The 21,793-nt window shown below is 35.4% G+C and carries 20 protein-coding genes and 1 other annotated feature; of the genes, 15 read left to right on the top strand and 5 right to left on the bottom strand.

What is annotated here, in order from left to right; translation table 11 throughout:
- The first annotated feature begins 37 nt into the window (after positions 1-37).
- Positions 38-289 carry a helix-turn-helix transcriptional regulator gene (locus tag AC1DIT_RS15205; protein ID WP_077295032.1) on the top strand — a complete coding sequence of 84 codons (252 nt, stop codon included), beginning with the start codon at positions 38-40 and terminating at the stop codon, positions 287-289.
- Between the two features lie 268 nt (positions 290-557).
- Here the strand turns inward: AC1DIT_RS15205 and AC1DIT_RS15200 are convergent, their stop codons facing one another.
- Together AC1DIT_RS15200 and AC1DIT_RS15195 are read right to left on the bottom strand one after the other, a co-directional pair.
- Positions 558-1,841: an MFS transporter gene (locus tag AC1DIT_RS15200; RefSeq protein WP_016112929.1), complete on the bottom strand. Its 1,284-nt coding sequence runs from the start codon at positions 1,839-1,841 to the stop codon at positions 558-560.
- A 108-nt stretch (positions 1,842-1,949) separates the two neighbouring features.
- Positions 1,950-3,263, bottom strand: coding sequence for an alkaline phosphatase family protein (locus tag AC1DIT_RS15195; protein ID WP_016112930.1), 1,314 nt, complete (start codon positions 3,261-3,263; stop codon positions 1,950-1,952).
- A 147-nt stretch (positions 3,264-3,410) separates the two neighbouring features.
- Between AC1DIT_RS15195 and AC1DIT_RS15190 the strand changes: the two genes are divergently transcribed.
- The 10 genes from AC1DIT_RS15190 to AC1DIT_RS15145 all read left to right on the top strand — a co-directional run bounded on the left by AC1DIT_RS15190 (position 3,411) and on the right by AC1DIT_RS15145 (position 13,159).
- On the top strand, positions 3,411-3,689 hold the full coding sequence (locus tag AC1DIT_RS15190) for a YesK-like family protein (RefSeq protein ID WP_016112931.1): 279 nt from the start codon (positions 3,411-3,413) through the stop codon (positions 3,687-3,689).
- Between the two features lie 165 nt (positions 3,690-3,854).
- Positions 3,855-4,139: a YesK-like family protein gene (locus AC1DIT_RS15185; protein WP_016112932.1), complete on the top strand. Its 285-nt coding sequence runs from the start codon at positions 3,855-3,857 to the stop codon at positions 4,137-4,139.
- 104 nt (positions 4,140-4,243) lie between these two features.
- Positions 4,244-4,453 (top strand) — a binding site (T-box leader).
- Between the two features lie 44 nt (positions 4,454-4,497).
- Positions 4,498-5,928, top strand: a complete 1,431-nt coding sequence (gene proS / locus AC1DIT_RS15180; protein WP_016112933.1) for a proline--tRNA ligase — start codon at positions 4,498-4,500, stop codon at positions 5,926-5,928.
- A 472-nt stretch (positions 5,929-6,400) separates the two neighbouring features.
- Complete coding sequence (locus tag AC1DIT_RS15175) at positions 6,401-7,279, top strand: ROK family protein (protein ID WP_016112934.1); 879 nt, start codon at positions 6,401-6,403, stop codon at positions 7,277-7,279.
- 128 nt (positions 7,280-7,407) lie between these two features.
- Entirely contained in the window at positions 7,408-8,004 is a 597-nt protein-coding gene (locus AC1DIT_RS15170; protein WP_016112935.1) for a TerD family protein, read from the top strand.
- Positions 8,005-8,027: 23 nt separating this feature from the next.
- On the top strand, positions 8,028-8,612 hold the full coding sequence (locus AC1DIT_RS15165) for a TerD family protein (RefSeq protein ID WP_016112936.1): 585 nt from the start codon (positions 8,028-8,030) through the stop codon (positions 8,610-8,612).
- Between the two features lie 257 nt (positions 8,613-8,869).
- Entirely contained in the window at positions 8,870-9,448 is a 579-nt protein-coding gene (locus AC1DIT_RS15160) for a TerD family protein (RefSeq protein ID WP_016112937.1), read from the top strand.
- Between the two features lie 72 nt (positions 9,449-9,520).
- Entirely contained in the window at positions 9,521-10,309 is a 789-nt protein-coding gene (locus AC1DIT_RS15155) for a TerC family protein (RefSeq protein WP_016112938.1), read from the top strand.
- Positions 10,310-10,426: 117 nt separating this feature from the next.
- Positions 10,427-12,058 (top strand): YceG family protein, encoded by a 1,632-nt coding sequence (locus AC1DIT_RS15150; protein ID WP_016112939.1) that lies wholly within the window; start codon positions 10,427-10,429, stop codon positions 12,056-12,058.
- A gap of 18 nt (positions 12,059-12,076) precedes the next feature.
- Complete coding sequence (locus AC1DIT_RS15145) at positions 12,077-13,159, top strand: toxic anion resistance protein (protein WP_016112940.1); 1,083 nt, start codon at positions 12,077-12,079, stop codon at positions 13,157-13,159.
- A 35-nt stretch (positions 13,160-13,194) separates the two neighbouring features.
- Here AC1DIT_RS15145 and AC1DIT_RS15140 read toward each other — a convergent pair whose 3' ends face one another.
- Both AC1DIT_RS15140 and AC1DIT_RS15135 read right to left on the bottom strand, forming a co-directional pair.
- Complete coding sequence (locus AC1DIT_RS15140) at positions 13,195-15,861, bottom strand: cation-translocating P-type ATPase (RefSeq protein WP_016112941.1); 2,667 nt, start codon at positions 15,859-15,861, stop codon at positions 13,195-13,197.
- A gap of 194 nt (positions 15,862-16,055) precedes the next feature.
- Positions 16,056-16,280 carry a DUF1128 domain-containing protein gene (locus AC1DIT_RS15135; protein WP_003194805.1) on the bottom strand — a complete coding sequence of 75 codons (225 nt, stop codon included), beginning with the start codon at positions 16,278-16,280 and terminating at the stop codon, positions 16,056-16,058.
- Between the two features lie 171 nt (positions 16,281-16,451).
- Here AC1DIT_RS15135 and AC1DIT_RS15130 point away from each other — a divergent pair, with 171 nt between their 5' ends.
- Genes AC1DIT_RS15130 through AC1DIT_RS15120 form a run of 3 tightly spaced genes read left to right on the top strand, consistent with a single transcriptional unit; the run spans position 16,452 to position 18,346 of the window.
- Entirely contained in the window at positions 16,452-16,916 is a 465-nt protein-coding gene (locus AC1DIT_RS15130; protein WP_016112942.1) for a low molecular weight protein-tyrosine-phosphatase, read from the top strand.
- A 53-nt stretch (positions 16,917-16,969) separates the two neighbouring features.
- Complete coding sequence (locus tag AC1DIT_RS15125) at positions 16,970-17,470, top strand: DUF4075 domain-containing protein (RefSeq protein ID WP_016112943.1); 501 nt, start codon at positions 16,970-16,972, stop codon at positions 17,468-17,470.
- A 6-nt stretch (positions 17,471-17,476) separates the two neighbouring features.
- On the top strand, positions 17,477-18,346 hold the full coding sequence (locus AC1DIT_RS15120; protein ID WP_016112944.1) for a YihY/virulence factor BrkB family protein: 870 nt from the start codon (positions 17,477-17,479) through the stop codon (positions 18,344-18,346).
- Positions 18,347-18,527: 181 nt separating this feature from the next.
- On the opposite strand, the gene AC1DIT_RS15115 is transcribed toward AC1DIT_RS15120, so the two are convergent.
- Positions 18,528-20,453 (bottom strand): heavy metal translocating P-type ATPase, encoded by a 1,926-nt coding sequence (locus AC1DIT_RS15115; protein WP_016112946.1) that lies wholly within the window; start codon positions 20,451-20,453, stop codon positions 18,528-18,530.
- A gap of 269 nt (positions 20,454-20,722) precedes the next feature.
- Between AC1DIT_RS15115 and AC1DIT_RS15110 the strand changes: the two genes are divergently transcribed.
- Entirely contained in the window at positions 20,723-21,673 is a 951-nt protein-coding gene (locus tag AC1DIT_RS15110) for a DMT family transporter (RefSeq protein WP_003194814.1), read from the top strand.
- The last annotated feature ends 120 nt before the right edge of the window (positions 21,674-21,793 follow it).

Genomic DNA, 21,793 nt, shown 5'->3' with positions numbered 1-21,793 from the left:
AAAGTTTCACTTTATATGGGGAATTTTTGACAACTATATGTACCAAATATATACTGATGTTGTAAAAATAATTTTACAGGTTAGGAGAAAAGATGTGAAAAACCAAATTTACACATTGCGCACTGAAAATAATATTTCACAAGGTGCATTAGCAGATAAATGTAAAGTATCGAGACAGACGATAAATGCAATTGAAAATAATAAATATGATCCAAGTTTAGCTCTGGCATTTCGTTTAGCTGAAGTATTAGGGACAACGGTTGATAAATTATTTTTGTATAAGCAGTAGAGTTTTTATATAAATACGGATTGAAAGACAGACATAAAACCATTCCTTTTAGGTGGGAGAGAGCATCCGCCCATGGGTAGGAGCGGTCGGTGTCTTTTTTACCCCATGTCATGTGAAAACAGAAGGAGAAAACGAGTGGAGAACTTCTTTTGTTTTCATAACCACGACTTAGATGTCGGGAAATTAAAATGGATATATATGGTAGTTAGAGGTATCGATAGAATAATAGAAAATGTCCCTTTCTGCATGCAGAAAGGGACATTTTCTATTATAGTGTTTCCGATTTTGGAGCAGGTGGTGTAACAGAAGTCGCATTTTCCGGTACTCGTGTTAGTATGAATCCGCCGATTATAAATAAAACGATAATGCTTAGTACACCAGCATTTGTTCTTCCTGTTAGCTGAGTTGTTACACCGACTAATACGGGTCCCATAATAGCTGCGAACTTACCGAAAATATTATAGAATCCGAAGAATTCATTTGCAGATTCTTTCGGTACCAACTTTGCAAAATATGAGCGGCTGAGCGCCTGAATTCCGCCTTGAGAAGTTGCAACAAGCATTGCCAAAATCCAAAAGTCGAGTGTTGTTTTTAAGAAATAAGCGTATGCACAAATAATGATATAAATAATAACACCGACATATAGCATTTTCTTGTCTTTGAACGTTTCAGATAGTTTCCCATACAGCAAGGCGAATGGACAAGCGACAATTTGTGTTACAAATAAAATAATAAGTAAGTTTGTCGCACTAATACCAAGGTCTGTGCCATAAGCTGTGGACATTGTAATAATTGTATCGACGCCATCAATGTAGAAGAAATAAGCAAGCAAGAACAAAAATACAGTGCGATATTGACGGATATTTTTAAATGTATTAGCTAAGCGCTTAAAACTCATTTTGATCGGTTTTGGGTGCCGTTCAATATAATGCGTTTGTTCCACATTTTTGAGCATCGGAATCGTAAATAATCCCCACCAAAGAGCTGTAATTGCAAAGGAAATTTGACTGGCGATACCAACTGATAATGGGATTGTTCCTTTTTGGGCAAGGATAATCAGAGTGAGACATCCAATAAATGGAATTGCACTTCCGATATAGCCTAGTGCAAAACCACGAGTTGAAATTCGGGTCATTCGATCTTCTGTTGTGATATCTACTAAAAATGCATCATAGAAAATGTTTGCTCCAGCAAATCCAACTAAAGCGAGCATATAGCAGCCTAGTAGTAAATACCACTGTGATGTTGGAACAACAGTTAGCATACTTGTAAATATAATACCGAGTCCAAAAAAGAATGTGAAAAAGCGTTTTTTAAAGCCTTTATAATCGGCAATTGTACCGAGAATAGGAGCGAGAATAGAAATTAAAAGTGTTGAGAAAGAATTTGCATATCCCCAATAAGCTGTTGAAGTTGCTCCAGATAGACCTGCTTCTTTTGCAGCAGCTTTGAAATAAATAGGAAATAATGCAGTTGTAATGACGAGCGAGTATACCGAGTTTGCCCAGTCATACAATATCCAGCTTTTTTCTTGTCTGGACATTTTTTTCATAGAATGTTCCTCCTTATAGTCGTTCTAACATTAGTGTACAAAAATAGAAATAGGAAAAAGAGAAACAGAGGTAAATTTTACGTATTTTTTACATATATACACATTTCTTTACAATTGAAGTAAATCCTCTATTATAGTTCCGTCAGTTTCACCAAGGTATAATCCGAGCAAACGTGCAATGGTCGGTCCTTCGTCAATGAGACGCATATAAGGAATAATTGCCCCTTGGCGAATGCCTTTTCCAGCGGCGATGAAGATGGTCTCATAGTTTGGTTTTGTTGGAGAATAGCCATGCGTACCGAACGTGTATTTTTTACTGGGAGTTACATCTTTTTCCGAGATTTTTTTTATAAACTCTCCTGTGTAGTTTTGGGTGAAGTAATAGCCTTCTCTTGCTTCAAGCATAAAAAGGCAGTTTCCATCAGCACCGCGCTCTTTTGCGCCTTCATCATGAAGGATAAATTCGATTCCATTTTGTTTATCTTGAAGGAGTTCTTCAAGAAGGTGTTGGACAACTTGTATAGTTTGGATATCATTTTTATCCTTTACATGTACGTAAGCAGAGCCATCACAGCTTTGGCAATAAGCTTTCCAATTTGTTAATTTTCCATCTTGATTTACTGAAATGAGTCCTTTTTGATGGAAAAGAACATTTAATTGAATAGCCTTATTCTCACTTAGAGCACTATGATCACCGAGGGCAATAATTGTACTTGATTCGTATATACCAGTTTCTTTTAATGCTTTAATAATCTTCCCCAGTCTCTCATCGTGCCGCTGAATAGCAGCTGTTGTTTCTGTAGAAGAAAATCCATGATAATGCCTTTGTGTATCTAAATCTGTAAAGTGAACAAACATGACGTTCGGTTTTTTCGTTTGTATGGTATGTACGGCTGAGGCGAGGACAAAATCATCAAGTTCGGGCTGTGACAACCCTTTTCTAATATGGCCAAAACGACGATTTAAATCTAGCTGATACAACGGGCTTCCACTAAATAATGAAACAAGAACTTGATTTTGCCACGGTCTGTTTGGAAAAATTTCAGGTAAGTTGTAGTCAATTTTTGCTCTTCCTGTAACAGGCCATAGAAGTGCAGCCGTTGTTAAATTCGCTTTTCGTGCCTCGTCATATAATGTCGTTCCTTTAATAGAACGGCGGTACCAATGCCAATCTGGTGATTCCCTGCCAGGCTGAAGTAATGTATTGCTTACAACACCATGTTTGTTAGGGTAGTTACCAGTTACAATAGTGGCGTGACTTGGATATGTTACAGAAGGATAAATAGCTTCTACTTTTTTTGCAATTGCACCTTGTTCGATTAAAGACCGAAAATGAGGAAGTTCTTGTAATATAGGAAAATCTAAAGCTGATAAACAGTCAAAAGATAAAACAATTACACGATTTGTTAATGGTTTGCCCATTGTGTATACCTCCTGTTATATAACCTATTATTATATATTACTATTAATACCTGGTAATAAAAATATCTTTCGGAGAAGAAAGTATTTTTTATATATTCAGACTGATAAGAGTATAATGTGCGTAAGAAGAAATCAAGGGGAAGAAAGATGGAAACCTTTTTAATAATTAGTGTCCTAGCAGTAATTGTTGTTTTCTTTGTGTCGTTCATGTTACGAAAAAGCTTTCCGAATCGCTCATTTGATATTACGTTTGGTCTTATTATCATTATAATTTGTCTAATTTGTTTTCTAATCACGTTATTTTTTATTGGTGGATTTGAAGGTATGGCATATGGTTTCTTATGTTTCTTTATACTAATTGGAACAGTTGTTGGAATGTTACTTCATCAAATTGTAAAATTGTTTAGGTCGAAAATAAAACATTGATAAGGGACATTTAGTAGATCCCTGCAAATCTTATGATACTTAGTATTGTATATCACTATTAATATCTGATTATAAAAAATCATCCATGAGGAAGGTTTAATGTTTATTTTTTGAATTTTAAAACATATAATAATTATAAGAAAATTGATGGAAGGAGGAAATGGAATGAATGGATTTGAAGTGTTTTTTATAATTGGAGCTGTAACAATTCTCATTGTATTTGCGGGTTCATTTTTATTAAAGAAGCAATTTCCAAAGAGACCGTTTGATATTATATTTGCACTTATTTTAATTCTCCTTTGTTTAGCTTTCTTTCCTTTTACTATCTTCGCTATTGGAGGATGGGATGGAATGGGTTATGGTATTGCATGTTTCTTTGTTTTAGTGGGAACAATCATCGGTATGATTACTCATCAATTTGTAAAACTCTTTCGGAAAAATTATGTGTAAATTCAGTATAAAACAGAAAAAAACGAAAAGAATATATAAAAATAAGAAAATTAGCTATTGTTTTAAAATAGAATTTATATTATGATATTCAACAAATTTATTTCGTTATAACGATGAAAAAGGATTAGTACATGTCCCACCTTTTTTCTAGAGAGAGAATCCGTTTGGCTGGAAGATTCTTAAAAAGGCGATATGGAACCTACCTTTGCGTTCTGCATATGCAGCGGGAAGTTCCCGTTATCAAAAAGAGAGCATGTACAATTTATTTGTGCATGAATCAGGGTGGTAACGCCGGCAAAAGCTCGGTCCCTATTTAGGGGACACGGGCTTTTTTTATTTTCTAAAGGAGGAAAAGAATATGGCAAAAGAACAAGTACAAGCCATTACAAAAATGGAAGAAGACTTTGCTCAGTGGTATACCGATATTGTGAAAAAAGCTGAGTTAGTTGATTATTCAAGTGTAAAAGGATGTATGATTTTACGTCCGTATGGATACGCGTTATGGGAAAATATGCAGAAAGTGATGGATGGAAAATTAAAAGAATCCGGTCATGAAAATGTGTATATGCCAATGTTTATCCCAGAGAGCTTACTACAAAAAGAGAAGGATCATGTGGAAGGATTCGCACCTGAAGTAGCATGGGTTACACATGGAGGAAACGAGAAGTTAGCAGAACGACTCTGCGTTCGTCCGACATCTGAAACTTTATTTTGTGAGCATTTTTCAAAAATTGTCCAGTCTTATAATGATTTACCTAAATTATATAATCAGTGGTGTTCGGTTGTCCGTTGGGAAAAAACGACGAGACCATTTCTTCGTACAACTGAGTTTTTATGGCAAGAAGGTCATACAATTCATGAAACGGCAGAAGAATCTCAAGAAGAAACGTTAAACATTTTAAACCTGTATGCCTCTTTCTGTGAAGATTACTTAGCAATTCCAGTAATTAAAGGACAGAAAACGGAAAAAGAAAAATTTGCAGGGGCGAAAGCAACATATACGATTGAAAGTTTAATGCATGATGGAAAAGCGCTTCAAACAGGAACATCTCATAACTTTGGGACTAATTTCTCTGAAGCGTTTGATATTAAATTTTTAGATCGTAATGGAAAATGGCAATATGTACATCAAACATCTTGGGGCGTATCAACAAGAATGATCGGTGGACTTATTATGGTTCATAGTGATAATAACGGTCTAGTGATGCCGCCAAAAGTAGCACCAGTACAAGTTGTTATTGTACCAATTGCTCAGCATAAAGAAGGTGTGTTAGAAAAGGCAACCCAGCTACAAGGACGTATTCAAAAAGTTGCGCGCGTGAAAATAGATGCTAGTAATAAAACGCCAGGTTGGAAATTTAACGAGTATGAAATGAAGGGTGTTCCAATTCGATTAGAAGTTGGTCCAAAAGATATAGAGAAGAATCAAGTGGTACTTGTCAGACGCGATACGAAGGAAAAAGAGTTCGTATCAATGGATCAATTAGAAGAGCGTATCACATCATTACTTGATGAGATTCACGATTCTCTATTCAATAAAGCAAAGGCATTTCGCGATGAAAACACATATAGTGTTACGGCCTTTGAAGAAATGAAGCAAGCGGCTGATGAAAAGCAAGGGTTTATCAAAGCAATGTGGTGTGGTGAGCTGGCTTGTGAAGAAAAATTAAAAGAAGAAGCAGGAGTATCATCGCGTTGTATACCATTTGAGCAAGAAGAATTAGTACAAGAATGTGTATGCTGTGGGAAGAAAGCAGAGCATATGGTGTATTGGGGCAAGGCGTATTAATTATGTAAGTTTTAAAATAGACCTTTATCTCGAACTTATAAAATTCGAGATAAAGGTCTATTTATATGTTTGTTTAAATTTACAGTATGTATTTTGGGGATGGAGTTATTTTGTTTTAATTATTTCATTTGTTTCCTATGAACCAATAGAACAATACCGAAAAGGAACGATGGCGGATGTGTTAAGAATAAATTAAATGGTAATTTGATTTTGGCAAGGGAGGATTGAAGAGTATAACCTTGTTTATATTCTAATGAATAGATGAAGCGAACAACAAAACAAATCATAAAAAAATATGATCCACACTCCGCAGGGGTCATATTATGAAATTGTTTCAGATAATAAGGCGTATAATAGTGTTTATGTGAAGACTGGATCAGTGAATCTAGTAAATTCTTATTAAAGTAGAGGAAAGTCTTGCATTTTATCAATTTAGCAAAATAGAGTCATACTGTTAGAAGGAAGTGACAGAGTGAAAAAGTATATTGCATTTGATATTGGTGGAACGCAAATTAAGTATGGAATTGTTTCAGAAATAGGAACATTATTAGAGCATCAAACGGTTTCTACAGAGGCACATTTAGGTGGTGAACAAATTGTTCAAAAGCTAATTTGCTTGTCTCAAGAGTTAATGAATCAACATGCCATTTCTGGTATTGGTATTAGTACAGCAGGAATTGTTGATATTAGTAAAGGGATGATAACTGGCGGCGTGGAGCATATTCCACGCTATGCCGGTATTCCTATTATTGATAGATTAAAAATCGCACTGAAGGTTCCTATTACGGTTGAAAATGATGTGAATTGTGCAGCTCTAGGAGAGAGATGGAGAGGTGTGGGAAAAAAGAAACAAAACTTTATTATGCTTACTCTTGGAACAGGAATTGGTGGAGCAGTTGTTATCAATAAGCAACTATATAGAGGACATTCATTTAGTGCAGGTGAATGGGGAAGCATGCTAATAGAAGGAAAGCCATTTGAAGAAGTTGCATCTATTTCAGGATTAATTCATCTCGTAAGGCAATATAAAGGAGAAGGAAACTGGGACGGTAAAACAATCTTTAATCTATATGATGAAAAAGATGAGGAGATTGTTCAAGCAGTTCAAGTATTCTTTAAACATTTAGCGATTGGAATTAGTAATCTTGCTTATATCTTTAATCCACAAACGATTATTATTGGTGGTGGTATTACGGCAAGAGGTACTAAGTTATTAGATGAAGTGAAAGAAGAAGTACAGAAATATTTGCATCAAGAAATTTATCATACATGTGAGATTAGTTTAGCGCAAAATCGCAATCATGCGGGAATGATTGGTTCAATTTACCACTTATTACATCCCTATGAATAAATGATACAGATATTTTCGTATAATTGAAAATTTATTCTTTTTCTCAATCGACAAATAATGCTACAATATAGAAGGAGAATACAATATTTTCCCATTTGGAAAATACCTTGTAGAAAGGAAGAAACTTCATGCCTATTATTTTAGAAAAAGGACAGAAGATTGATTTAACGAAGGGACAACCAAGAGTAGCAAAATTACAGGTTGGCTTAGGATGGGATCCAATTGGACAATCAGGCGGATTTCTATCTTCGTTATTTGGAAGCAAACCAAACATCGATTGTGATGCATCAGTGGTTATGCTAGAAAAGGATCGTTTTTTAAATAAAAATGACCTTGTTTACTTTGGAAATAAGCTATCTGCTTGTGGAAGCATTATTCATTCAGGTGATAATTTAACAGGTGAAGGTTCTGGCGATGATGAAACAATTTTCGTGGAATTACATAAAGTTCCGAGTCGTATTAATCGTTTAGTATTTGTTGTAAATATTTATGATTGTGTTAACCGTCATCAAGATTTTGGTATGATTCAAAATGCGTATATTCGTATTCAAAATCCGCAAACGCGTGAAGAATTAGCTCGTTATAATTTATCGGAAAATTACGGCGGGAAAACAACGTTAGTTGTAGGCGAAATGCACCGGGATGGTAATGAATGGAAATTTTCTGCAGTTGGAGAAGGTACACAACATAAGAATTTAAGTGAGATTGTATCACGTTATCAGTAATACAATTTAAGGAGGAATAATATATGGCATCGATTTCGTTAAAAAAAGGACAGAAAGTAGATTTAACAAAAACAAATCCAGGTCTTTCTAACGTTCTTGTAGGTCTTGGCTGGGATACAAACCGCTATGATGGACAAAATGATTTTGATTTAGACGTTAGTATTTTCTTAGTAGGTGCAAACGGAAAAGTATCAGGCTCAGAAGACTTTGTTTTTTATAATAATCCAAAGGGAGCAAACGGTTCTGTAGAGCATCTAGGAGATAATCGTACTGGTGAAGGCGCAGGCGATGACGAAGCAATTAAAGTAGATTTAAAGAATGTCCCAGCACATATTGAACGTATTTGTTTTACAATTACAATTTATGATGGAGAAAGCCGTAGCCAAAACTTCGGGCAAGTATCTAATTCTTTCGTACGTATTGTAGATGAAGAAAAAGGTGCAGAGCTAATTCGTTATGATCTTGGTGAGGACTTCTCTATTGAAACAGCAGTAGTAGTCGGTGAGTTATATCGTCATGCTGGGGATTGGAAGTTTAATGCAATCGGAAGTGGATTCCAAGGCGGATTAGGTGCTTTGTGTAGCAACTTTGGTTTAGATGTAGAGTAATAAGAAAAATATATAAATACAAATTGAAAAACCAGCATAAAAGCTTTCTTTTTAGGTGGGAGAGAGCATCTGGCCATGAATAGAAGCGGTCAGATTCTCTTCCTGCCTCATGCCAAGTGAAAACAAAGTGCAGGTCACTTTTGTTTTTTCACAGCAGCAACTTAAATGTTGAAACATCAAAAAGTATATATATGAGTGAACATGTACTTTACTCATGTATATACTTTTTAGAATCATAGTATAAGAGGTGAATATAAATGGTTATTCAATTACAAAAAGGACAGAAGATTGATTTAGGTAAGACAAGTCCAGGTCTTACAAAAGCAGTTATCGGCCTTGGTTGGGATATTAAATCATATGATGGCGGATCTGATTATGATTTAGACGCATCCGCTTTTTTATTAGATGCGAATGGAAAATGTACGAAAGAAACAGATTTTATTTTCTATAACAACTTACAATCTCCATGTGGATCGGTTTTACATACAGGTGATAACCGTACAGGTGAAGGCGAAGGTGACGATGAGCAACTTGTTGTCGATTTAAGTAAAGTTCCAGCAGATGTTCATAAAATCGCAATTACAGTTACGATTTATGATGCGGAAGGTCGCAATCAAAACTTTGGACAAGTTGCAAATGCATTTGTTCGTTTAGCAAATGAAGAGACAAATGAAGAAGTTCTTCGTTTTGATTTAGGAGAAGATTTCTCCATTGAAACAGCAGTTGTCTTTTGTGAATTATACCGTCATAATGGACAGTGGAAGTTTAATGCAGTAGGAAGTGGATTCCAAGGCGGATTAGGTGCGCTTGTAAGAGCGTATGGCTTGGATGCATAAGAAGGAAACGAACTTCGTTTCCTTTTTTTGACCTTTCTATAAATCTAGCAAAGAATAGGGGAAAACAGTAAGATGAGCATTTTACAGGGAATCCTTGATACGTATGCCCAATTTTTTGACTTGGACATGTGGATTAAAGTATTACAAGATCCTGTATCTTGGGGATTAATTGGTACACTTGTTGTACTTGAAGGCTTACTATCTGCCGATAACGCCCTTGTGTTAGCGGTAATGGTAAAACATTTACCAGAAGAAAAACGCAAAAAGGCATTATTTTATGGGCTAATTGGTGCATATGCATTCCGTTTTATTGCAATTGGAATCGGTATGTTCTTAATTAAATTATGGTGGGTAAAAGTATTAGGAGCATTGTACCTTGCATGGCTTTCTATTAAATATTTCATTGATAAACGAAAAGAAAATAGTGAAGAAGAAGAACATGGCCTGAACCAAAACAGTATTCTTTTTAGAATATTTGGTGTATTCTGGGGAACAGTTGTCATGGTTGAATTAATGGATATTGCATTTTCAGTAGATAGCGTTCTGGCAGCGTTTGGTGTATCCAATGAAGTATGGATTCTGCTTCTGGGCGGAATGCTTGGTATTTTAATGATGCGTGGTATTGCAGGTGTATTCTTAAGATTACTAGAACGTATTCCAGAGCTTGAATCAACGGCGTATATTTTAATTTTAATTATTGCAGCGAAGATGTTACTATCTGTTATTCATATTGAAGTGCCACACTGGCTATTCTTTATGATTTTAGTTATCGCATTTGGTGCAACATTCATTTTGCATTATATGCGAAATTCTGGACAAGCCCGAGAAGAGATTGCAGCTACTAAGAAAGAAGATAAATAATTGAAATGGGTTTGCTCGTTATGCGAGCGCCCATTTTTTATAACTTAAAATAGTTTATAATAAAAAGATAAGATATTATTTCTTTAAAAAAGTAAATGTTTCTGGAGGTGAACTGCCGTGTTTTCGCGTTTTACACTTCATCCATATGCATTAAAAGAAGAAGCTGACTTAAAACAATTCGAAATGATTTTAGAAAAGCGCCCACAGTATGAATTAACAGAGAATGAGATGAAATTTAGCTATATAGCTTGTCGGATTCTTGGCGTTCCAAATGATGTAGATGAATATTTTAATGAACTATTTGATTATAGTGAAGCAAAAGGAATTCATGTACTACATGAACAAAATTTGAATAAAGTGATTGATTCTGAAAAACTTCGTCACATTCAAGAAATATTCACACTGCATCAAGAGGCACCAAATGGGCTTACTGTAAACAGACTTGTTGCACATTTATCAGGAAAACAAATGTTGCCGAAAGTAGATAATCCCGATTTACAACACTATATACATACAACATTTATCACTGTATTGAAATTGTATGAGAAACAACATAATCAATCTTTAAAAACAGAAGGTTTTCGTCGTTTCTTAATTGATATCATTAAATTAAGTGAAAATTACGTAGCAAAATGGTTTTCTGCAATTAATTATAAGAAACAAATGCCGCGTATCGTTTGGTACGGTGATGCGAAAGAGAGTCAGATCTATTTCTTATATTTTCTTATTATGCTCGGATGTGATGTTCTCTATTATCATCCAGAAGGAAAAGATGGTTTTGAAAGCATTGATGATGAGGCTAGGACTTTTGTCGTTTCTCATCCAGGTCGCGTTTCATTAGAGCCATTCCCTGATCGGCGTCGTGAGCGTGTTGCAACGGTAGCGTATCAAGCATCAAAAGAAATTGAACAGGTGCTTCATCATGATAATTCATTATTATACAAGCCGTGGCAATTTCGTACGTACACGCCTGTAGCACGTACGCTGAAGACAACATACGATGAACTCTTTATAATTACGAAAGAAAAAGCATTTATACGCCCGACATTCTTTGTGGAAAATAAACATATTTATATTCCATCTTTATTTGCAAAAGTATCTGGTATTTCAAAAAATGATAAAGAATATTTCCAGCGTTTGAAGGCTGTCACATCATTCGATAACAGCTTATTAATTAATACATTTCCATTTACAAAAGAACAAAAAGCAAACTTTCAATTTCATTATCGAGATGCATTAGACCGTGCTGGGAAACTGCATCCAGATCAAATTATGAATAGTCATTGGTGGCCACATAAGCGCTTACCTGAAGGTTTGCAGCATGGGATTGCAGAAGCTATCATTCATACGTGTGAAAGTGAACTGTGTAAACCAGTTGGAAAAGAAACAAAACAAGATGTATCACTGTATGTTTTTGCGCAGCTTTCTCAAATCCCACCTCATATTTTAGAGTTACTTGAGAAATTTGATTATTCGCAAGAAATACCGAAAATTGTTATATTTAACAATGAAAAGAGTGGAGAATTAACTCGTTCTGATGCGGTCTTATTATTATTTTTAAATCAAATTGGAATTGATGTATTGCACTTCAATCCAACAGGAAGAAATGATATTGAACCGTATATTGAAGGAGCAGCATTTGATTCACATTGGCTTGAGGAAGTGAACTTTGATCTTGAATTTCACGGCCCGTCAGCGTATAAAAATTTATCTCAAACAATAAAAGGGCTATTTCGTCCATTTTTATAAGGAAAGGGAGAATAACACATGAATAATCCAGTCGTACTAGATTCGAAAACAGAATTAAATGAGCAAACCGCACAAGATGTTCGTTTGCAGCTAAGGCAAGATGCTGAAGTGCAACGTATTTATAATGGAGTGGATGTTAAAGATCAGCTAGAATTAATTGAGCTTGGAAAAGAACCATCCATGGAAATTTCCCGTTTTGCAGATCAAATTTTACATACAATGTCTTTATCTAAGATAGAGGATTCTGGTGAGTTGCTAAAGCAACTTGGTAAAATTATGGATAGATTTGATAGTAAAGATTTCGCGGAAGAAAAAAGTGGCTTTTTCTCTCGTATGTTCAAAAAGGCAGATAAGATGATTGAACAAATCTTTAGTAAGTATCAAACGATGGGCCGTGAAATGGACAAAGTGTACGTGGAAATTACGAAATACCAAGATGAAATGAAAAAATCAATTGGTACGTTAGATGGCTTATATGAACAAAACTTAAAATATTATTTAGACTTAGAGAAATATGTAGTAGCAGGAGAAATGTTACTAGAGCGTCTAAACACAGAACTAGTTCCAATGTATGAAGAACGCGTTCGTAACAATGATCAATTGGCAGGTATTGAATTAGAATCTTTAAGAAACTCTGTCGAAATTTTAGAGCAACGCATTGATGATTTAGAGAAGGCTCGTATGGTTGCGTTATTAACAGCACCACAAATTCGCATGATTCAGCGTGGTAATAACAAATTAATCGGTAAAATTAATACAGCGTTTATTACAACAATTCCTATCTTTAAAAATGGAATTATTCAGGCTGTGAATGCAAAACGTCAAAAGCTTGTTGCGGATTCTATGGCTGAGCTTGACCGTCGTACCAATGAACTACTTAAGAAAAATGCACAAAATATTGCAACGCAAAGTGTAGAGGTAGCGAGAATTTCTGGTTCTTCTAGTATTAAAATGGAAACACTTGAAGAAACATGGAATATTATTTCAAGAGGTATGCAAGAAACACAGCAAATTGAAGAACAAAACAAACGTGAACGTGAAGAAAGCCGCAAGCGTATGGCGGAACTTACAGAGAATATAAAAAAAGAATTACAAGGATAATGTAAAAAGGCAATGAGGAGCTCCCTCATTGCCTTTTAATTTTTCTTAAACACTTTTATCATTTCGTTTATAACAAGTGGAATAATACTTAGTAATATAACAAATCCCCAATCTTTTAAAGTTAAAGCATGTACGCCAAATATATTAGCAATCGGTGGAATTGAGATAATACATATTTGCATGAGTACACCGATAAGTAGGGAGAAAACTAAGTATTTATTTGTGAATACTCCGATTGAAAAGATTGATTTTGTACTTGATCGTAAATTGAATGAATGAACAAGCTGTGAAAAACTGAGTACGACAAACGCCATCGTTTGGGCATGTAATAAAGCATCATCATCAATTTGAGATGGGAAAAGAGGGAAGATATTTGTATCTCCTGTATATAATTTTGCCCCAACAATAAAGGCGATTAACGTGATGAATCCAATTATAATCCCGTTTAAAATAAGAAAAGAAACGCCACCATGAAACAAGCTTTTTTTTGCATCACGCGGCTTTTCTTTCATCACATCCGGGTCTTCTGGATCAACACCAAGTGACAAAGCTGGGAGCGTATCTGTGATTAAATTCACCCACAAAATGTGAATCGGACGAAGTGGGGTAGCCCAGCCGAGTAAAATAGCTAAGAAGAGTGCAATAATCTCCCCAAAGTTGCAAGAGAGTAAGAAAAGAATTGATTTTTTAATGTTGCGATAAATATTTCTTCCTTCCTCAACAGCTTTTACAATAGATGAGAAGTTATCATCTGTTAAAACCATGTCAGCCGCACCTTTAGCAACATCTGTTCCTGTAATCCCCATTGCGACCCCAATATCTGCTTGTTTCAAAGATGGAGCATCATTTACACCATCCCCAGTCATCGAAACAATATTTCCTTTTGCACGTAATGCTCCTACAATTTTAACTTTATGTTCAGGAGAAACACGCGCAAATACATTTAAATGATTAATTTCATTTGCTAGTTTTTCGTCCGAAATACGATCTAATTCTGTTCCAATCATGACTTCAGATTCTTTTTCAGCAATACCTAGTTCTTTTGCAATAGCAAAAGCGGTATCTTTATGATCTCCTGTAATCATAACGGTACGAATGCCCGCCTTTTTACATTCTGCAATAGACGCTTTTACTTCTGTTCGCGGTGGATCGATCATACCGACAAGTCCTATGAATATAAGACTTTCTTCCATGTGATCGGTGGTAACGTTTTGTGTATCATACTGTTTGAAAGCGAATGATAGTACGCGTAAAGCTTTTTGAGACATCATTTGAGCAACTTCTAATATTTCTTTTTTATCTGTTTCAGTTAATGGCTGAATTGCACCATTTATAAAAATATGAGTGCAACGAGATAAAAGTTTATCAATTGCTCCTTTTGTCATGCTGTAATAGTTTTTATCATACTCATGCAGTGTTGACATCATTTTGCGTTCGGAGTCAAATGGTAATTCGTTCACGCGTCTATGTTGATCTTCTAAAGTATCTTTTTGAAGATGAAAGGTGCTGCCGGCAATAAGAAGGGCAATTTCTGTTGGGTCACCAGTTTGTGATTCAGCCTTATAAGATGCATCGTTGCATAAAATCATATTTTCTAATAATAAGCGCTGAGCATCATTGTTTATGTTTAAGTTTTCTAGTTTATCGTATGTACGATCACTATAGAAATGAGTAACCGTCATTTTATTTTGTGTTAATGTTCCTGTTTTATCTGAACAAATAATTGTAACAGAACCGAGTGCTTCGACGGCTGGAAGTTTACGAATGATGACGTTTTGTTTAATCATACGCTGTACACCAATTGCGAGAACGATAGAGACAATAGCTGGTAATCCTTCGGGAATTGCTGCAACCGCTAAGCTAATGGCAGTCATGAACATTTCTAACGTGTCTCGGCCTTGGAAATACCCGATGAAGAACATAATGATGCAAATTGCTACAGCTACAAAGCCTAAATATTTCCCTACTTGCGCTAAGCTTTTTTGAAGTGGTGTTGCATCATCATCCGCTTCATGTAAGAGAGTTGCGATTTTTCCAATTTGAGACTTCATTCCCGTTTCAACAGCAACACCAACACCTCGTCCGTAAGTGACAAGTGTTGACATAAAGGCCATATTTTTTTGATCACCGAGTGGTATTTGTTCTTCATTTTGAAGAGAAGGATGATAAAGTGAATCTTTATCAACAGGAACGGATTCTCCTGTTAAAGCAGATTCTTCAATTTTTAAATTGGCGGTTTCAATAAGCCGTAAGTCACACGGAATATAACGTCCAGCATCAAGCATAACGATATCTCCTGGAACAACATCTTCGGACGGAATTTCTTTTAGTTCACCATCCCGTTTTACAATTGCTTTTGGCGTTGCCATCTTTTTTAATGCTTCTAAAGCTTGTTCTGCTTTCGATTCTTGAATGACACCAATTACAGCATTTAAAACAACAACGAGAGCAATAATGCTCGCATCGGCCCATTCACCAACAAAGGCAGAAATAAGAGCGGCAATTAAAAGAACATAGACGAGAACATCATTAATTTGGGAAAAAATACGTTGCCATAAAGTCCGTTTTTGTTTTGTAGTGAGTTCGTTTCGTCCATATTTTTTTAATCGAATTTGCACCATTTCGTCTGTTAGACCATGTTGTTCATTTGTTTCAAGTGCAAGTATTGCTTGATCTTTCGTTTTACTGTACCAATTGCTCATAGATAAACACCTCCGGTAAAAGCAGTTAGCAATGGTAATAAGATAAATATTAAAAAAAGAGTTTGGTGAAAAGGAAGGTCTATGGTGAAGTTCTCCTTTTATTGTACAGCATTTGGAAAATAGATGTAGAAAAGTGGAAGGGTGTCATTAATTTGTTGGAAATAAAAAAGTCCCTTTGTATAAGGGACTTTTCATTATTTTTTAATTAGCGTACCTAATTCTTCAGTAATAGCCTGCATTTCACTAATGCTGAATGTTTCACGTTTCATTACATGGTCGTAAATGTCTCGCAAATCTTCGTACATTTCTTGGTTAAAGCTTTCAGCTCTCATTGCTCCTGCGTTTACCATGCGTAACTTTTCTTTAATAGCTTCTACCATATATTCAACATTTTCTTGCGATTTTACGGATAAATCCACCGAAGTGTCCCCCTTTGAAATAACATAAAGATATCTTAACATTTTTTATCATTTTCGTTAATGAAACTTTTCAACCCTATTAAATTAGTAGGGATTTCCTTTATAATTAATAATTGGTTGTTTATACTATATGTATATATAAGAAATGAGCCAAGAAGGGAAGAAACAAATATGATTCAAGTATTGTTTGTTTGTCTTGGGAACATTTGTCGTTCACCGATGGCAGAAGCGATTTTTCGTGATTTTGTCGTGCAAGAAGGATTAGAAGATAAAATTCAAATTGATTCTGCTGGAACAGGCGATTGGCATATTGGTCATCCACCTCATGAAGGAACACAAAAAATTTTAAAAGAAAATGAAGTCTCTTTTGAAGGAATTAAAGCACGGCAAGTAGAAAAAGAAGACTTAACAAAGTTTGATTATATTATTGCCATGGACAACAAGAATATAGCAGATTTAGAAAGTTTAGGTAAATCTGGAGGCTATATTGGTAGACTGTCCGATTTTGTTCCAGACGGTGGCTGGACGGATGTTCCTGACCCTTATTTTACAGGGAACTTTCAAGAAGTATATGACCTTGTAACAGAAGGGTGTGCAAAATTGTTAGCATTCATTCGAAATGAGCAAGGAATATGAGAAAGCTTAGAAAGAAATACTTTCTAACATAAGAAATGAAAGGGTGAAGGAATATGGCAAAGAAGAATAATATAGCTCGAAACATTGCAATTGGTGTAGCAGCAGGTGTAGCTGTTTCTATGCTTAAGAAAGAAAATCGTGAAAAAGTGAAAAATACAGCAGAAAAAGCAAAATCAAAAATGATTGAAATTGGCGAGAATGCAAAAATAAAAGAAAAAGTGCAAACTGTTACAGATAAAGGACGCGAACTTGCAGATTTTAATGTAGTAAAGGCGAAGGTAGCGGAAATAAAGAAGCTAACGCCAGCTGTTGTTGGTACGTTAAAGGAAACAAAAGAAATCTTTAGTAAGAAAAAGATTGAACGAGAGGAAAAGCCAGAAACAATTGAAATTCAAGCTGTGTCTCCAAAAGCAGAAGAAGAACCGGTAGTAGCTGAAGATGGTGGTATGAAAGAAGCGCGTGAATTATTTATGAAGGACTCTAATGCAGAAGAAAAAAAAACAGAAGCATACATTGAGTTAAAGCAAGATAAAGAAGAGAAGAAAAGCGTTTAGAGAAATATGAAAAAATTTCTAGAGAAAGCAAGGGGAAATCGTGTCTATTCGTTTGGGAAAGATCTATATGACCGAACGATGCGAGATGACGTAGCGGGCCTAGCAGCACAGCTCGCTTATTTCTTCTTGCTTGCTATTTTTCCTGGACTTGTTTTTTTAATTACGCTTCTTGGATTTATTCCAATTCAAACAGAGGATGTGCTCAGTTTATTAGAGGCTTATGTGCCAGAAGATGCAATGAACTTAATTGAAGTGAACGTAGATAAAGTAGTAAATGAACAAAATGGTGGTTTATTATCGTTTGGTTTATTATCAACGTTATGGTTTGCATCAAATGGTGTAAACGCAGTTATGAATGCATTTAACCGAGCCTATGATGTAAAGGAAACGCGCTCTTTTATCGCCACGAGAGCTTTGTCTATTGTGCTTACACTAGCGATGATTTTTATGATTGTCTTCGCGTTAATTGTTCCTGTTTTTGGACAGGTAATTGGAGCAGCTGTTTTTAAAGCAATTGGTTTATCAGAAAGCTTTTCTTTCGTATGGAGTATTATACGGCTAGTAGCCAGCTTCTTAGTGTTATTTGCCTTATTTAGCTTTTTATACACATTTGCACCTGATCGAAAGTTAAAGAGAAGAGAAGTTATATCAGGGGCATTATTTGCAACGGTTGGGTGGATTGTGGTATCGTACTCATTTGCCTATTACGTGGATAAATTTGCAAATTATGCGAATACATACGGTGGTCTTGGTGGTATTATCATTTTAATGTTATGGTTCTATTTAACGGCTTGGGTCATTTTACTTGGCGGAGAAATTAATGGATTACTACATTTTTATCGAACAAGTGACAATAATTTCCGTGATGAAAAATAATTTTCTGTTCCATAATAAAGAGGAACAGGGGGGATTCAAAATGAGTAATAATAAAAAAAATCACAATAATAAAAACCAAGGTAAAAAAAATAGTAGCTCACATCCAAAACATAAAACGAGTAGCAGTGCCAATGGACATAATAGCTATCATTAAAAAAACGGGTTCCCTCTGGGGACCCGTTTAGTTATTTCTTTTTAATAAACGTAAGCCGTTTAAAATTACAAGGATTGTACTTCCTTCGTGGCCAATAACGCCAAATGGAAGAGCTAAAAATTGTAGGAAATTAGAGCAAATGAGCATTGCGATTACTGCTAATGAAAAAATCACATTTTGTTTTACAATGCGGTTCATTCGTTTTGATAAACGAATGGCCTGTGCAAGGCGAGAGAGTTCATTTTTCATTAGAACGACATCTGCTGTTTCTAAGGCAACATCTGTCCCTTCGCCCATAGCAACGCCAATACTTGCTGTAGCGAGTGCAGGAGCATCGTTAATACCGTCGCCAACCATTGCCACTGTACCGTATTTTTCTTTTAGTTGTTTCACCGTTTCAACTTTTGTTTCTGGTAAGCATGATGCGTAGTATTCTTTTATGTTGCTTTCAGTCGCAATTGCTTTAGCCGTCTGTTCGTTATCACCAGTGATCATGATAGCTTCAACACCAATGCTTTGTAAATCACGAATAGCAGCAATTGTTTCCTGGCGAAGTGTATCTTTTAAAGCAATAAGTCCAAGAATTCCTTTTTCATTACTAATATAGACAACAGTTTTTCCTTCTTGTTCGAGTGTCGTAGCGATACCATTATGAAAAGTTTTTGTTTCTTCGCCAATAAAATCGGCCTTTCCAATCTTATAAGCTGTATTTTCTAAAATTCCTTTTAAGCCAAATCCAGTGACATCTTCTACACTTTCGGGTTTCGTTAATGTAATGTCATATGCATGTTTTGCGTACTTGACGATAGATTCTGCGAGTGGGTGTGTGGAATGACTTTCGATAGAAGCTGTAATATACAACACATCTTTTTCTGTTATTTCATCACGTACGTAAACATCTGTTACAGTCGGTTTTCCTTGAGTTAATGTTCCTGTTTTATCAAAGGCAATTGCCTTCACTGAGGCAAGGCGTTCTAAATGAATACCACCTTTAAATAAAATACCGCTTCGTGCGCCGTTAGAAATAGCAGATAATGTCGCTGGTGTAATCGATGCGACAAGTGCACATGGAGAAGCAACAACGAGTAAAATCATGGCACGATAAAATGTTTCGTTCCAGCTCCAATCTAGTAGGAAATGAGGAACAAACATCATTAGAGCAACGATGATAAGTACACCTTTTACATATGTTCCTTCAAATTTTTCGATAAAAAGTTGCGATGGTGATTTTTCACTTTGCGCGTTTTGAACGAGACGGATAATTTTTTGAAACAATGTTTGGTCGCTTCTTTTTGTAATTTTAACTTCAATAGCCCCGCGTAGGTTCACGGTTCCAGCGAATACTTCATCACCAAATTTTTTCTCATTTGGGATAGGCTCCCCAGTGATAGCAGCTTCATCGATATTTGTTTCACCGCTATGAATTGTACCATCTGCAGGTACGCGTTCACCTGGCTTAATTAAAATGATGTCATCAATTTCTAACTGAGCTACTGGAATACGTTCTTCTGTTCCATGTGAAATGAGCAAGGCTTCTTCAGGTTGTAAATCTAGCAGTGTTGAAATTTCTTTTTGGCTTTTACTTAATGTATAAGCTTCCATTGCACCGCTTAGTGCAAAGATAAATATTAAGATGGCACCTTCTGCCCAGTATCCGATAATAGCGGCACCAATGGCAGCGAAGAGCATTAACATTTCTACATTCAATTCTTTTTCTTCTATTGTATCTTCGATGCCTTCTTTCGCTTTCGCATATCCTCCAATTATATAGGCGAGGATATAAAAAACTATCCCAGCAGTTGTTGCTTCGTTTTCTGTGAATAACCAACCGGATAAAATGAAAACACCAGATAGGATTGCAAAGATAAGTTCATAATGCTTTTGGAATGATTGAATCCAAGATGGATTAGACATATTCTTTTTTGATGGTAATGCTTTTACTTCTGAGTTCATTATTACTCGCTCCTTCCAAATTCTTATTGAGAAAAAGAATCAAAATCGAAATCCCCATAAAACGACGAAAGCTGCCATCCATACGGATAGCAGCATTTCTATTGAAAAATTTTATCAGTTATTATCTTGTAATTATTCTATATTATATCATATGTTTATACTTGAGAATATGTTTTTGTTTATATATCAAATTGAAAAACTTGTTTTTTTTCTTTTCCTTTGGTATATATGAATGTTGTTCGTAAAAAGGTCGGAGAGGAAGACAATAAGTGAAGACAGAGAAATTTTTTACCCATCCAATTGGTGTGTTTGCTGCAGCGCTAGCAGCGACATTTCTATGGGGAAGCGCATTTCCTTTTATTAAATTAAGTTATGCTGAACTCGGAATTCAGCCACATGAAGTTGGCGAGCAAATATTATTTGCTGGTTATCGCTTTTTCTTATCTGGTGTGATGCTCTTATTCTTTTTTAAAGCAATAGGAAAAGATATGCATTTCAAAAAAGAAACAGGGAAGCAATTAGTGCAAATTGGTTTATTTCAAACATTTCTACAATATGTATGTTTTTATATTGGTATGAGTTACAGTTCTGGAATTGAAGGTGCTATTATTTCTGGTACATCATCTTTTTTTCAAATTTTAATTGCGCATTTTTTGTATAAAGATGATGCATTAAATATTCGAAAAGTGATCGGCGTGTCTATCGGTTTTTGTGGTGTGATTCTTGTGAATGTTCCAAGTGATGGAAGTATGGCGTTTCATTTTGGAATTGGTGAATTATTGCTTCTTGGGGCCGCGATGATGTATTCATATGGAAATATATTGGCAAAAGAAGGGAGTAAAACATTAGATGTTGGGTACATGACAGCATATCAGATGATTTTTGGATCTATCGGATTATTATGTATTGGTATTTTTCAAGTTGGATTTATGCCTTTTGTATTCAATATGAAAGCACTATCTATGTTACTTTATTTATCCTTCTTATCAGCGGCGGGGTTCTGTATATGGAATACAGTTATGAAGTATAACAAGGTCGGAAAAGTATCGATGTATATGTTCTTTATACCAGTATTTGGAGTCTTATTATCCAGCATGATTTTAGGGGAAGCAATTCATTCATTTGTTTTATTTGGATTAGCATGTGTAGCAGCGGGTATTATCGTAGTAAATCGGACACCAAATATGCAAAAAACGGAGCAAGAGAAACAAGCGGCATAAAAAGAGTAGGATTAATTTCTTTTAGTTTTAGAAAAAAGGATAGGAGTGTTCTTCTTCTTTTGAAATTTTATATGATAAAAACAGGAGAAACTAGGTTATATCACGAAGAAATATTAATAT

The organism is Bacillus sp. 05T22, assembly GCF_056396765.1.
The sequence above is the reverse complement of the archived record's forward strand: the minus strand, read 5'-3'. Positions and strand labels throughout refer to the sequence as shown.